We start from the raw sequence: 13,333 nt of genomic DNA on the forward strand, positions 1-13,333 counted from the left end.
ATGGTGACCCGAGCCTCTGACACACCGCCGTTCAACGAGGAGTACCCATGCCGTTCGCCGACGAGCTCATCAGTGACAGCACGGCCACCGCCCTGACCGAGGCTGTGCGGGCCGCTGCCCCGGACGTGGTCCTGCGCGCGCTACCGGAGACGGTCGGCCGGCTCGGCGACCTCTCGTTGCGCGAGCGGGCGGACCTCCTGCGTGACGCGCTGCTCGCCGACCTGCCGGGCTCGTACGAGGACCTCGCCCTCGTGGTCCGGACGGCACGCGCCGGCGCGGCGCCGTTCGGCGGCTGGCTGATCTGGCCGGTCACCAGCGCCGTCGCAGCCCGGGCCGTCGAGGAGAACACGGATGCGGCCTTCGACGACGCCATGGCGCTACTGGCCGATCTCACCGGCCGCCTCTCCGCCGAGTTCGCGATTCGCACGCTCCTGCGGCACGACCTGGATCGCGCCATCGGCGCGGTCGCGGCCTGGGCCGGCTCCGACGACGTCGACGTACGCCGCCTGGCCAGCGAGGGCACCCGCCCGTACCTGCCCTGGGCCGTCCGGGTGCCGGAGATCCTGGCCCGTCCCGACGTGACGGTGCCCGTCCTCGACGCCCTGTACCGGGACGAGAGCGACTACGTGCGCCGGTCGGTCGCGAACCACCTCAACGACCTCAGCCGCGACCACCCGGAGCTCGTTGTCGCGACGGCCGGGCGCTGGCTCGCGGATCCAGCCACGACGACGCCGGGCCTCGTCCGGCACGCGCTCCGGACGCTCATCAAGCGCGGGCACCCGGGCGCCCTCGAGCTGCTCGGGTTCGGCCCCGCCTCCCTCGAGATCGACGGCCCGGTGCTCGGCGCCGCCCGGGTACCGTTCGGCGGCACCGTCCGGTTCACGGCAGCGGTCCGCAATGTCAGCGCCGAGCAGGCCCGGCTGTCCATCGACTACGTGGTGCACCACCGGAAGGCGAACGGCTCGCAGACCGCCAAGACGTTCAAGCTGACGACCCGGACGCTCGCGCCGGGTGAGCAGCTCCAGATCAGCCGCGAGCACTCGTTCCGGCCGATCACCACGCGCCGCTACTACCCGGGCCCGCACGCCGTCACGCTGCAGATCAACGGCGTGGCCACGGACCGGGCGACGTTCGAGCTGGACGCGCCGACCGGCGTCTGACGGAGAAACCCGGCCTGTCAGCGCAGCGACGTCCGCACGATGCCGGCGACCACCTCGGCGAGGTCCGCCGGGATCGGGGTGTCGCCGCCCAGGTACCGCCGCACGGCGCCATAGGGCAGGTCGACGACGACCAGGAGGATCTCGGTGATCGGCACCGACGTCTCGGCCCGTAGCCGACGCGTCAGCCCCCGGATCGACTGGTTCCAGCGCACGCTCTCGGCCGCCTCCGCCTGGCGAGCCGCGTCAGGCCACGCGTCGGCGTCGAACCGGGACCGGCCCGCGAGCAGCACGTGCGCGTGCGCGGGTTCCGCCTCGCACCACCGCACGGTGTAGGCGGCGAGCGCGGCCGCCGCCTCGACCGGGTCGCCCTCGAACAGCGGGTACGCGTCGCGGTGGTAGCTCTCGATCGCGCGGTTCCACAGGGCGGCGAGCAGCGCCGGACGGTCGGGGAAGCGGTAGTAGAGCGATCCGCTCGGCACACCGGCCTCGCGGATGACCGCCGCCATCGTGACCTTCGCCAGGCCCTCCGCCCCGAGGATCCGGCCCGCCGCGTCGAGGATCGTAGAGGTGTCGTGGGTCGGGCGGGGCATGCGTTGACGGTACTCCAGCACCTGGTTAGAGTCCCGTCTCTAGAGACAAATCTCTACAAACACATCGCAGAGAGGAAGCCCCGATGACGCTGACCCAGGACGAGGTCTACGCGGCGGCGCCGTTCGTCAGGACGCTCGGCATTCGGCTCGACGAGATCGCGCCGGAGGCCGTCGTCGGGCGCCTGCCGTTCGCGCAGCCGCTGTCGACGGTCGGCGGCGGCCTGCACGGCGGGGCCCTGATGGGGCTGGCCGACGGCACGGCCGCCGTCTGCGCCTCGGTCAACGGCGAGCCGGGCGCCCTGCCCGCGACCGTCGACTCCACCACCCACTTCCTGCGTCCCGTCGTGGGGCAGGCCACCGCCACGGCCAGACCGATCACGTCGAGCAGCAGGCAGGTTCTCGTCGAGGTCAAGGTCACCGACGAGTCGGGCGCGCTGTGTGTGCACGTGCTCCAGACCGTGCGGCTGGTCTACCCGGCGTAGTCGGGACCGCGCCCGGGAGGGGTCCCGACACCCGGAGTCACCCGCTGTTCTCCCACGTCACCGTGCACTAGCGTCGTTCCAGCACAGCGCAACGGACGGGCTTGTCAGTCGATGGGGGAGAGCGACAGGTGCACACCGGGCAGATTGTCGGCGGCCGGTACCGGCTTGAGGAGCGACTCGGGGCGGGCGGCCACGGAGAGGTGTGGCGCGCCGCCGACCTGAGGCTGCACGAGCGGCCGGTGGCGCTCAAGCGCACGCGCTACGACGGCGATGACGACGGCGCCGACCGGGTCCGCCGCGAGGCCGAGGTCCTCGCGCGGATCAACCACCCGCACGTGGTCGCCGTGCACGACGTGGTCGACGACGACGGCGAGGTGTGGGTGGTCATGGAGTATGTGGCCGGGCGGCCGCTCTCCGAGTCCGGACGGGTATCGGTCGAGGAGGCCGCGCGCTACGGTGCCCAGCTCGCCGGCGGCCTGGAGGCGGTGCACACACACCGCGTCCTGCACCGAGACGTCAAGCCCGCGAACGTCCTGGTGACGAACGACGGGTTCGCGAAGCTCGCCGACTTCGGCATCTCCCGCCCGCTGCACAACGACGAGACGGTCACCGCCACCGGCGCACTCACCGGAACTCCGGGTTATCTCGCGCCCGAGGTGGCCAAGGGCGGGCGGTTCACCGAGGCCGCCGACGTCTGGTCGCTCGGCGCCACCCTGTACTACACGCTCGAGTGCACTTCGCCGTTCGGCGACGACAACGCGCACGCCCTGCTGTGGAAGACCGTCTCCGAGGAGGTCCAGCCGCCCACGAGGGCCGGCGCCATGGCGCCGGTCTTGCTGCGCATGCTGGCCAAGAAGCCCGGCGACCGGCCGCGGCTCCGGCAGGCGCGGCAGGAGCTGGCGGTGCTGGCCGGCGACCCGACGGCGGGCGTCGGACCGGAGCCGACGAGGCGGACCCGGCGTCCCGGGTGGGCCCCCGCGGCCGGCGCCGCCGTCGTGCTGGTGGCAGTGATAGCCACGGCCGTGTGGTTCTCCCTGGACCGCGGCCAGGCGCAGGGTGACGGGGCGCCCGTCGCGGGCCCGAGCGCGGGCAGCGGCGATGGTGCAACCGGCTCCCCCGCCGGCGCGACCGGGGAGAGCGCCGGCATCGTCGGCGTCCCCGCGACCGCCGACCCGTGCGCTCTCCTGGACGCCGGGGCGCTCGGCGCGTTCGGCCTGACCCGGCTCGACACCGACAACGGCGAGCTGAACCGCTGCGACATCTTCGTGACGGGCGCCGACGGCGCCGTGACCGAGGTGAGCATCAAGATCTGGCACAACAACGAGGAGCCGGCCGAGCCGAACCGGCGGGTCGGCAGGATCACCGTGGTGAACGACGAGAGCGAGCTGCCCGAGGAGTGCAGCCGCGAGCTCTTCCTACCCGGCGGCGACTACAACATCTCGCTCGACGCCGAGCGGCAGTCGGGCGACGTCGACGACCTGTGCGCCCTCGCCGACGCGACCCTGAACCACACCACCGCGGTGCTGGGCGAGGGCGAGATCCCCCGCCGTGAGCAGGTCCCCGCCGCAGGCTCGCTCTACACGCAGAGCGTGTGCGACCTGCTCGCCGGGGAGCCGCTCGAGCGTCTGCCCGGCGTCGACGCAGCCCGCCCCGTCGTCGGGTTCGCCGAGTGGGAGTGCCGGTGGACGACCGACGACGGCAAGGGGCTGCGCGTGCTGTTCCAGCACAGCGACCCCCTCACGGCGGACGACGGCGAGCGCTTCGTCTTCAGCGGGCACGAGGTGTTCAACGAGGGCGACTCGTGGTCCGAGGACTCGTGCCTGGTCTCCGTGGTGAACCGCGTCGCACCCAGCGCCGACGGCGACGACGACACCGTCGCGGAGCTGGTCCGGTTCCAGCTCGAGGCCGGCGGTGACGAGACTGTCGACGAACTCTGCGCTCTCGCCCTGGACATCGTCGAACCGGTGGCCGCCGCGCTACCCGCGACGTCCTGACCGGAAGGCGTCGGGAGGGGTCCCGGGGTTGGCATGCCAGGCTCGCGACGGGAGCACTTGGAGGTCGCCATGACAGACATCCCGCAGATGGAGGGCACGGAACCGCTCTCCGCCAGCCACGCGAGCCTGGCCTTCGGCGTTCCGACGTCGAAGCCGGGCACGATCTACGCCCTCTCCGTGTCCGGCGGCATCCGGCTCGGGGCACGGGAAGAGCGCACCGTGGTGTTCGGGCGCAACCGCCCCGAGGTGCACGTGTGCGTCGGCGAGGACGATCTGCGGATCAGCCGCAACCAGGGCACGGTCACGTTCCGCGAGGGCCAGTGGTGGCTCGCCAACACCGGGCACCGGGCGCTCCAGCTCCCGCGTTCCATGACGCTCTTCCCCGAGGACGATCCCTACCCCGTCGACGCGGGGTACACGCCGGTGTTCGTCAACGGCACGGCGCGACGCCGACACCTCCTCGAGCTGTACGTGGCCGGCGAGGACGGGCGCCTGCCTCGCCCGGCGCCCGACGCCGCGACGCTGCGGGACAAGCCGTGGAAGCTCCGCGCCGACGAGCGGCTGGCGCTGATCTCGCTCGCGCAGAAGTACCTGCTGCACGAGGCCTACCCGCAGCCCTGCACCTGGCAGCAGGTCGCCGTCGACCTCAGCGCGCTGCGGCCGGGCGAGCAGTGGAGCGGCAAGCGCGTCGAGCACCTCGTGTCGGGCGTCCGGCATCGGCTGTCCCGCGCGGGCGTGCCCGGGCTGACCCGCGAGGAGGTCGGGGAGCCGGTGGGCAACATGCTCAACCACAACCTGATCACGGAGCTGCTGCAGACCCGCACCCTGGTGCCGCCGGACGTCCTGCTGCTCGAAGACCTCTGACCCGACCGCTGCCACCGTTGGTCGAGCTTGTCGAGACCCTGGGTCTCGACAAGCTCGACCAACGAGCGCGAGCGCGGCGAACGCTCAGCTCTGGTAGTTCTCGAACATCCCGCGGATCTCCGCGGACGTCACCGACGAGCGCTTCCAGCCGGGTGGGCTGAAGTAGCTCGTGTACGACTCGACCAGGATGCTCGGCGGGCACGGCTCGCCGAACTCGTCCGAGAAGTCCGCGACCTTCCGGCCGGTCCGGACCTCGTAGAGCTGCACGTCGAACCGGCTGGCGTAGAAGCTCACGTCGGACCCGAAGGGGTTCAGGTCGTCCTCGTACAGGCAGGTGTCCTGGTAGCTCCCCTTCCGGGGCCCGTCGACGCACGCCACGAGCACCATGTCGTCCAGGTCGTGCGCCCGCCAGGAGCGCGGGAAGCCGTGCGTGGCCGGGCTGATGCCGAACACCCGCATCGGGTTCGTGCCGCCACCCCGGTACGGCGACGCGTCCCGGTACGGCTGAGGGTTCGAGCAGTACCGGCCGGCGCTCAGCAGGTCCCGGACATTCCGGCGCTGCAGGCCGGTGACCACGTCGTACAGCTCGCCGGAGGCGGCGTCCGCCCTCCGGTCGGTGCGGAAGTCGCGCAGGAACGCCTCGTAGGTGTGGCGTGCCACCTTCAGCCGGCCCGTGGCCGCCAGGGTCCGCGCGCACTCGAGGACGCGCCTCGGCACCTCGCCCGACGCCGCGGCGACCGGCCCGGCCAGCTCCGGCGCCGACCAGTCCTGGCCGTCGACCCACTCGACGACGTCCCGGGCCGCGCAGTCGTCCGGGTCCTCGGCGAGGTCGGCCAGGAAGGCCTCCGCGACGGACTCCACCGGGCCTGCCTGGCTCGGGGTCGTGTCCAGCGTCGTCGTGAGCTGTTCGAAGCCGGCCTCCAGCGCCCGCTCGTCGACCTGGCCGGAGACGTACGCGTCGTCGAGCAGGTACTCGGCCCGTCGGGGCCCTGCCCCCTCCCACAGCGCGCTGGGGTGTTCCATGTAAGTCGCGACGGCCGCGGCGGCCTCCTCCGGCTGCGGCGGGTCCTGCTCGCCGAGCGCGAGCGCGTCGAGCAGGAGCCCGCACGCCTCCAGGTCCGCCGCACCCTCAAGCGCCTTCGAGCCGTAGACCACACGGTCGGTGGGCCCGAGGCGGTCCAGCAGCTTGGTCGCCCGCTCGCAGTCACCCGCAGCGTGGGCGTCGGCGGCGTCGTGCACCGTCTGCGCCGTGCCGACCCGCAGCCCGACGACGGTCGCGGCCAGCGCCACCACGACGGCGCCCGCCACGATGCGCCGGGGCCACGACCGCGTCCGCCCCGGGCCCTCCGTGATGACTGCCGCTGCTCCGACGGCGGCCGCCGGCCCGGCCGCCGAGCGTGCGCGGCGCGCGAGCCACCAAGCGTGCGCGACCATGGCCGCCCACCACACCGCGAGCGCCGTCACCGCCGCGGCCGAACCGGCGGCGGCCGCGAGAACGATGACCAGCAGCGCGGTGCCGGCCAGCGCGAGCAGGGCGAGGCCCCAGCGCCGCAGATATATGTAGCCGAGGCCGAGCAGGGTCGCGTTGCCGAGCAGCACCGCGACCAGGTCGGGTTCGGGCCGTTCGTTCCGTGCGGGGTACGGGCCGTTCTCGGGGTCCATGGGGCGCTCCTTCGGTCGTCAGGTCCGCACCCAGTGGAACGTGGACCGACGGGGACCCCTCCCGGAGGACGACTTGGTTGCGGGCGTGATCGTTGCGCCTAAAACAGGCATGTCATCGCAACGATCACGCCCACAACCAAGGACTCAGACGGCGGCGATCGCCTCCGCGATCGGCGTACCGCCGTTGCCGAAGGCGATGGTGCGCCCGACCGTGCTGTCGTCCGCCAGGACCGCGGCGATCACCCCGGCGACGTCGGCGCGCGAGACGCGGCCGTCGCCGGGGTTCGCCACCTCGATGAGTCCCGTGGGCTCGTCCAGCGTGAGCGGGCCCGGAGCGACGATCGTGTAGTCGAGCCCGGAGGCGCGCAGGTGCTCGTCGGCCGCGGTCTTCGCCTCCGCGTAGGCGAAGAACGAGCTGTCCTCGGGCACGCCGTGGTCCGGCCCCGCGCCGAGGTAGGACACCATCACGTAGCGATCGACACCCGCCGCCTTCGCGGCGTCCATGGAGCGGACGGCGGCATCCCGGTCCACGGCATAGGTGCGCGCCGGGTTGCCGCCGCCTGCGCCCGCCGACCAGACGATGGCGTCATGCCCCTGCACGACGTCGGCGAGCCCGGCGGCGTCGAGGTGCTCGACGTCGGCGATCAACGGGATCGCTCCCGTGGCGGCAACCTCGTCCTGGTGGTCGGGATTGCGGATCACGCTGGTGACGACGTCACCTCGCTCCACGAGCAGGGGCGCGAGCCGGAGCGCGATCTTTCCGTGGCCGCCGATGATCAGGACGCGGGACATGGTGCTTCCTTCCGTCAGGTTCGGCTCCAGGCTATGCCGGACGACGGCGCGACTCCCTCGGCTGTCGCGGAGTGGCTCGATCTGACGGTGGCTGAAAAACGCTCCGCACCGCGGACGGGTGTCCGCGGTGCGGAGCGGGTGCTCCGGCCTACGTCAGTAGGCGGGACCACGCGGAGGCGGCGGCGTCGGAGGCGTCGTCGGGGGCGGCGTCGTAGGAGGCGGCGTCGTAGGCGGCGGCGTCGTCGGAGGCGTCGTCGTGTGCGCACCTGTTGACATCGACGGCGAGGCCGGCGATGCCTCAATCCTGCGCTCCAGCCTCTCCAGCGACCGGTGCGCGACGTCGCGACCACCCAGGCCGTAGGCCAGGGCGGCGGCCAGAGCCGCACCGACGACGATCGAGCCGAACGCCAGGTTGATGATCGAGTCCGCGAGGCCCATGTACTGCAGGCCGATAAACACGAACAAGACGATCGTGGCGTATCGGACGATCGTGGCGGCTGTGCTCGAGCCGATCGCGCGGCTGACGAGGTTGGCCAGGAAGAAGCCCGCGGCGATGATCGCGCCGCCGAACAGGACCCGGCCGGCCAGTCCGAGCACCTCGTTGAGGATGTCGGTGATCTCCCCGAAGCCCAGCAGTTGCGCGGCCATGATCGCGAAGAAGACCATCACCGCGACCTGGGCGATCTTCCCGATGATCGTCGACGGGCTGACGCGACCGGTCGAGACCCCGATATCCCGGGCCGCGCGGTCGGTGCCGATGCCCTGCAGCGTGCTCTCCAGCAGGTCGCCGACGAACTTCGCGATGAGGTAGCCGATAGCGAGGATGATCAGCGCCGCGATGATCGCCGGGATCGCCTCGAGGATCAGCGTGAGCATTTCCGTGGCAGGATCGGAGATCGCCGAGATGCCGAGGACCTGCAGCGCCGCGATGGCCACGACGACGATGATCACAGCGAACACCAGGTTGGCGACGACCGAACCAATGCGGGCGTTGGTCTCGCGGTCCTCGAGCTCGGTGGCGCTTTCCGTGGTGGTGTATTCGCCCGTCACCGGGTCGACAGTGCTCTCTTCGGTCCCTGTTGTCCGGGCGGCTGCGGACCTGGCCCGGCCGAAGACGCGGGCGAAGTTGACGGCCCCGAGGGCGGCCACCAGGATCTGCTTGACAATCTTGGCAATGAGGTAGCCGATGAAGAACACGACCGCCGCACCAATGATGTTCGGCAGATAGTCCATGATCGTCTCGAGCATGCCCTGAAGCGGACCTAGCACCTGTTCGAGCTGGAGCACCTGGAGCACGGCGATCAGGCCGAACAACCAGATCAGGAGCGCGACGATCTGCCCGATCGAGTTCCCGACTGCGCGGCCGTCGGCCCCCTCACGCTGCAGGAATCCGATACGCGCCACCAGTTTGGCGACGGCCCATCGGACCAAGCGGGCGACGATCCACGTGACGACGAGGATCAGGATGACGATGAGTACCGTCCCTAAGATCCCGGCCCAGTCATAATCTTCTGCGATGTCCATCTCGACGTCCTCCCTGGAACGGATCACGGCGCCCGTTCAGGCATCGATGCACAGCGGCACGCCGCACAAGATGGACGTTACCCACGTTTCTCTCGCTCGCTACTTGTAGCGCGAAAGGACGATCTCGATGAATTAACTGGTCAACCCGAATGGGCGCCGCTCACACACGCTGACGCGTCTCCCGCTCCCGGACCAGTTCCTCGACAGCGCTCGGCAAGGTCGACTCGAAGTCGATCAGCTTCACCCAGGTGGGGGTCACGACGATCCGGACCATGCCGTCGTAGAGCGAACGGATCTCCTTCTCCCACTCGACCCGCTGTTCAGCCGTCATCTCGTAGCTCGTATTCATCGTCAGGTACTCGTCCGGGATGCCGTCCACCACGTCCAGCTCCGCCCGACCGCGAATCAGCAGAATCTTGGGCGGGTGCACCTCGGTGTCGATCGTCAGGGCAACCATCGGATTCTCGCGCAGTGACGGAAGCTTCGGAGCGTTCTTCGTCGTGCACATGACGATCTCCGAGCCGTTCCAGACGAACGCGATCGGAACGTTGCGGGGCGTGCCGTCCTTGGCGACATAGGCCAGCCGGGTGATGTCGCGGGCCAGCAGCTCTTGGCTGTGCGGCCGATTCAGGATCTCGGCGATCTCGTTCTGGTTCATGGTGACTCCAGCTGTCGGGGCGGCTCTCCTTGGCCGCTGATAACCCTGGGACGGAGCCGGCGTCACGTTCTCGACATCCGAGACCTGGCGGCTGCGGCGGAGTGCCGGCGCGCCCGGCCCGGCTTACGACTCCAGCTTGGTGATCTCGAACGACATCGCGCGCGACGACGCTGCGGTGACGTGCACGCTGACGAGCCGGTCGGCGTCGGACGTCACGCAGACGTACCTGTCGAGCAGCGTCGCGACCTCGCGAATGCTTTCGTCGAACTGCGTCTGGCTGCTGCATATGTCGTAGGTCGGCTCATCGTCAAGGACCGAGAGCCTGTCGCCGCGGAGGTAGTCGGAGTAACACAGGTCGCCGCCGTCGCCGTAGTCGATGGCCCCCCAGTCGGCCTCTTCGCTGTCGAGGTCGATGCACGTGTAGTTGTTGATAGTGATCTCGCCGTCGGGCGCCGCGGTGGAATCAGAACCCGCGGACGTCTCCGACTCGGCCTGCTTGGCGGAAAGCTCGTCGATCTTCTCGACAAGAGCCTCGTTCTGGGCCTCGAGCGACCTCTTCGACGCCGTGAGGTCCGCCACCTGCTCCTGCAGGTCGGTCGACGTGGGGCTGCCGGACAGCACGGGCACCTCCACCGTCCCGGTGAACAGGCCGATCACCGCTGCCAGAACGACAGCCCCTGCGCCGATCCAGGCAACCCGAAGGCTCGTGGAAGAGTCCGATGACACCGAAGCTGCCCCTAGGTCAGTTTGCACCAATTGTCGCGACCATCTTAGGAGATCGCGCAGGTACCTGGCGCAAACGGCCGGGCGGCGGTTCTCGTCCGGGTTCAGCCCTCGTCGTCGAACCTCGCGCGCGCCCGCTCGACGTCGGGCATGTTCTCGGCGCTCCAGTCGAACAGCGCGTCGATCAGGTCCTGGATGGTCCTGCCGACCTGCGAGATGCGGTACTCGACGGCGATCGGGCGCGAGCTCGTGATCACGCGATCGACCATCCCGTTGCGCTCGAGACGCCGAAGCGTCGCCGTGAGCGACTTCTGCGTCACGACGGGAATCGCTCGACGCAGCTCGTTGAACCGCAGAGGCTGCTCGCACAGCTCCTCGAGCACCTGCAGCGACCACTTGTCCAGCACCTGGTCGAGCAGCTCGCGGTGCTGCGGGGCGATCTGGATGCGCTCTGCGGGCTCCGTGGTATCCGGCATGAAACCTAGTCTAGTTGAAGTTCCCTTCGTACACCACGTATACATGAGATACCTGCTAGCCAACCAGTGAAGGGACCACCCATGGCCGTCCAGCTACTTACCCCCGAGGGCATGCTTCAGCCCGTTCCCTACCACCACGTCTCCATCGGCACGGGCAGCCGCCAGGTGCACGTGGCCGGCCAGATCGCGCGCGACGCCGAGGGGAACCACATCGCGACCGACGACCTCGCCGGCCAGGTGGCACAGGCCCTGCGCAACACGGCGCGCGGCCTCGCCGGCGCCGGCGCGACCTTTTCCGACGTCGTGCGGCTGCGGTTCTTCGTCACGCACTGGAGCCCCGAGAAGATCGACGACTTCATGGCGGGCCTGGCTGCCGTCACCGAGGAGCTCGGGATCCCGCAGCCGCTCCCGCCCGTCTCGCTCATCGGCGTCGACTACCTGTTCGAACCCGACGTGCTCGTCGAGGTCGAGGCGTTCGCGGTCCTGGACTAGGTCTGATGTCCGCTTCCAGAACGCGATCTGGCATGCTCCAGCCGCTGGTTCCATGCCAGATCGCGTGCTGGCTGCGGACCAACCGCCGGCGTCGGTCTCAGACGCTCAGACTTGGAGCACCCTGTCCGCGGCGACGAGCACGTGAGCAACGCTCGGGATGGCCCCGGCCCGAAACGCCTCGAGACCGTCGGCATCCCGGATGAGGACGGTCGGCGTCGAGCGGATGTCGAGCGATTCGGCCAGGTCCGTCTCGTGAGCGACATCGTGCTCGACCACCGTCGCGCCGGGGATCAGGCGCGCGGCCTCCGTGACGACGGCGCGCGCGTGATGGCACGGGCCGCAGAAGGCGGACGTGAACAGCTCGAACTGCACGGTGGACATCCCGCATCCCATCATCTTGACGGCCTAATCAACTTATCCTATGGTTCTTGACCATGACGTCAAGTAACGCGTTCGCGGAGCCGGTCCTCGTGGCCGAAGCCCCGCCGAAGCAGACCCCCGAGACCGTCGACGGCGGCTCGACCACCCCGTCACCGTTCGAGCTCCTCCCCACGGGCGAGGCGTTCGGCGTCTGCGGCCTGGACGGAGAGTGCTCCTGATGGCGGGCGAGGCGTTCGGCCAGGCCGCTGACCGGCTCGTGGTCGATGTGTGGAGCGACGTGATGTGCCCGTTCTGCTACATGGGCGACACCCTCCTGGAGCAGGCGCTGGAGAAGTTCCCGCACGCTTCCGGCGTGGACGTGCGGTACCACAGCTTCCTGCTGATGCCGCAGCTGACCGACGACGACGCCCCGGTCAACCCGGCCGAGCTGCTGTCGGCCAAGCACGGCATGCCGCTCGAGCAGGCGCAGGCGCTGAACGACCAGGTCACCGAGCGCGCCAAGCAGATCGGGCTGGACTACCACTTCGAGCGCGCCCAGGCCGTGAGCACGCGCACCGCGCACCAGCTCAGCCACTTCGCCGCCGCGCAGGGCAAGCAGCACGAGATGGTCCAGAGCCTGTTCAAGGCGTACTTCACCGACGGGCTCAACGTCGCGGACCACCAGGTCCTCGCGGACCTGGCCGCCGACGTCGGCCTGGACCGCGACGCCGCGCTCTCGGCCCTGGCCAGTGACGAGTTCGCCGAGGCCGTCGAGGCGGACCTGGAGCAGGCTCGTCAGTACGGCATCACGGGTGTGCCGTTCTTCGTGTTCGCCGGCAAGTACGCAGTCTCCGGCGCACAGCCGGTCGAGGCCTTCGTGCAGGCCCTGACCAAGAGCTGGGACGAGACCGTCGGATCGGCTGAGACCGTGGGCACCACCGCGGCCGGGGCCGGTCGATGACCTCGGACACACCGCGCCTGCGCGCCGACGCGCAGCGCAACGTCGAGGGCATCCGCCTGGCTGCCCTCGACGTGTTTCGCGCGCACGGGCTGAACAGCCCGCTCGACGAGGTAGCGCGCGCCGCGGGCGTCAGCAAGGGCACCATCTACCACCGCTTCGGGGGTAGGCAGGGGCTGATCGACGCCGTGGTCGAGGATCTTGTCGCCGAACGGATCAAGGGCATCATCACCGAGGTCAGTGCCATCGACGACCCTGTCGAACGGTTCGAGAGCTACCTGCGCCAGATCTGGCTGCTCCAGTACGACGAGCCCGCCGCCAACGACGTCCTGCTGCGCGCCCTGCCCGGCTCCGCACCGCTGGCCGCGCTGTGCGAGCACGCCAACAGGGTCGCCGGCGGCTTCCTCGGCGAGGCCCAGGCCACCGGCAAGATCCGGGACGACCTCACGTCGGAGGACGTCTACCTGCTGATCTGGGAGCGCGGCATCATCGCCCGCGCCTGCGACCAGCAGCACCGCGAGGGCTTCACCCGGAGCTTCGAGCACACCCTGCGCGGCCTGCGCAGCGGCTCGTAGCCGCACCCTCGCGACCTGACCGG

The 13,333-nt window shown here is 70.3% G+C and carries 16 protein-coding genes; 8 read left to right on the forward strand and 8 right to left on the reverse strand.

Going from position 1 to position 13,333, the window contains the following annotated elements; translation table 11 throughout:
• Positions 1–47 precede the first annotated feature (47 nt).
• Positions 48–1,160 carry a DNA alkylation repair protein gene (locus tag IE250_RS16970; protein ID WP_189670479.1) on the forward strand — a complete coding sequence of 371 codons (1,113 nt, stop codon included), beginning with the start codon at positions 48–50 and terminating at the stop codon, positions 1,158–1,160.
• 17 nt (positions 1,161–1,177) lie between these two features.
• Here the strand turns inward: IE250_RS16970 and IE250_RS16975 are convergent, their stop codons facing one another.
• Positions 1,178–1,750: a TetR/AcrR family transcriptional regulator gene (locus tag IE250_RS16975; RefSeq protein WP_189670480.1), complete on the reverse strand. Its 573-nt coding sequence runs from the start codon at positions 1,748–1,750 to the stop codon at positions 1,178–1,180.
• A gap of 83 nt (positions 1,751–1,833) precedes the next feature.
• Here IE250_RS16975 and IE250_RS16980 point away from each other — a divergent pair, with 83 nt between their 5' ends.
• From IE250_RS16980 to IE250_RS16990, 3 genes are all read left to right on the forward strand, one after another.
• Complete coding sequence (locus IE250_RS16980) at positions 1,834–2,232, forward strand: PaaI family thioesterase (protein ID WP_189670481.1); 399 nt, start codon at positions 1,834–1,836, stop codon at positions 2,230–2,232.
• Between the two features lie 128 nt (positions 2,233–2,360).
• On the forward strand, positions 2,361–4,226 hold the full coding sequence (locus IE250_RS16985; RefSeq protein WP_189670482.1) for a serine/threonine-protein kinase: 1,866 nt from the start codon (positions 2,361–2,363) through the stop codon (positions 4,224–4,226).
• Between the two features lie 69 nt (positions 4,227–4,295).
• Complete coding sequence (locus IE250_RS16990; protein WP_229872539.1) at positions 4,296–5,090, forward strand: hypothetical protein; 795 nt, start codon at positions 4,296–4,298, stop codon at positions 5,088–5,090.
• Between the two features lie 84 nt (positions 5,091–5,174).
• Here the strand turns inward: IE250_RS16990 and IE250_RS16995 are convergent, their stop codons facing one another.
• The 6 genes from IE250_RS16995 to IE250_RS17020 form a co-directional block, all read right to left on the reverse strand.
• Positions 5,175–6,752, reverse strand: coding sequence for a hypothetical protein (locus tag IE250_RS16995; protein WP_189670483.1), 1,578 nt, complete (start codon positions 6,750–6,752; stop codon positions 5,175–5,177).
• Positions 6,753–6,896: 144 nt separating this feature from the next.
• Positions 6,897–7,544: an SDR family oxidoreductase gene (locus IE250_RS17000; RefSeq protein WP_189670484.1), complete on the reverse strand. Its 648-nt coding sequence runs from the start codon at positions 7,542–7,544 to the stop codon at positions 6,897–6,899.
• 153 nt (positions 7,545–7,697) lie between these two features.
• The gene (locus tag IE250_RS17005) at positions 7,698–9,068 is read right to left on the reverse strand and encodes a mechanosensitive ion channel (protein ID WP_189670485.1); all 1,371 of its coding nucleotides are present in this window, start codon (positions 9,066–9,068) and stop codon (positions 7,698–7,700) included.
• A 160-nt stretch (positions 9,069–9,228) separates the two neighbouring features.
• Complete coding sequence (locus IE250_RS17010) at positions 9,229–9,726, reverse strand: pyridoxamine 5'-phosphate oxidase family protein (protein WP_189670486.1); 498 nt, start codon at positions 9,724–9,726, stop codon at positions 9,229–9,231.
• A 123-nt stretch (positions 9,727–9,849) separates the two neighbouring features.
• The gene (locus IE250_RS17015) at positions 9,850–10,452 is read right to left on the reverse strand and encodes a hypothetical protein (RefSeq protein WP_189670487.1); all 603 of its coding nucleotides are present in this window, start codon (positions 10,450–10,452) and stop codon (positions 9,850–9,852) included.
• 101 nt (positions 10,453–10,553) lie between these two features.
• Positions 10,554–10,925, reverse strand: a complete 372-nt coding sequence (locus tag IE250_RS17020) for a winged helix-turn-helix transcriptional regulator (protein ID WP_189670488.1) — start codon at positions 10,923–10,925, stop codon at positions 10,554–10,556.
• Between the two features lie 111 nt (positions 10,926–11,036).
• Here IE250_RS17020 and IE250_RS17025 point away from each other — a divergent pair, with 111 nt between their 5' ends.
• A complete protein-coding gene (locus IE250_RS17025) occupies positions 11,037–11,417 on the forward strand; it encodes a RidA family protein (protein ID WP_229872540.1) in 381 nt (126 codons plus the stop codon).
• Between the two features lie 105 nt (positions 11,418–11,522).
• Here IE250_RS17025 and IE250_RS17030 read toward each other — a convergent pair whose 3' ends face one another.
• Positions 11,523–11,798 (reverse strand): thioredoxin family protein, encoded by a 276-nt coding sequence (locus IE250_RS17030; RefSeq protein WP_229872541.1) that lies wholly within the window; start codon positions 11,796–11,798, stop codon positions 11,523–11,525.
• A gap of 53 nt (positions 11,799–11,851) precedes the next feature.
• Here IE250_RS17030 and IE250_RS17035 point away from each other — a divergent pair, with 53 nt between their 5' ends.
• From IE250_RS17035 to IE250_RS17045, 3 genes are read left to right on the forward strand one after another with little or no spacing between them, the layout of a single operon-like run.
• The gene (locus IE250_RS17035) at positions 11,852–12,016 is read left to right on the forward strand and encodes a hypothetical protein (RefSeq protein WP_189670490.1); all 165 of its coding nucleotides are present in this window, start codon (positions 11,852–11,854) and stop codon (positions 12,014–12,016) included.
• Positions 12,016–12,738, forward strand: a complete 723-nt coding sequence (locus tag IE250_RS17040; protein ID WP_189670491.1) for a DsbA family oxidoreductase — start codon at positions 12,016–12,018, stop codon at positions 12,736–12,738. Before IE250_RS17035 ends, IE250_RS17040 begins: the two co-directional genes overlap by 1 nt.
• Positions 12,735–13,310 (forward strand): TetR/AcrR family transcriptional regulator, encoded by a 576-nt coding sequence (locus IE250_RS17045; protein ID WP_189670492.1) that lies wholly within the window; start codon positions 12,735–12,737, stop codon positions 13,308–13,310. The genes IE250_RS17040 and IE250_RS17045 overlap by 4 nt, the downstream gene beginning before the upstream one ends.
• Positions 13,311–13,333: the final 23 nt, after the last annotated feature.

The organism is Promicromonospora soli, assembly GCF_014653785.1.
Taxonomy (GTDB): Bacteria; Actinomycetota; Actinomycetes; order Actinomycetales; family Cellulomonadaceae; genus Promicromonospora; species Promicromonospora soli.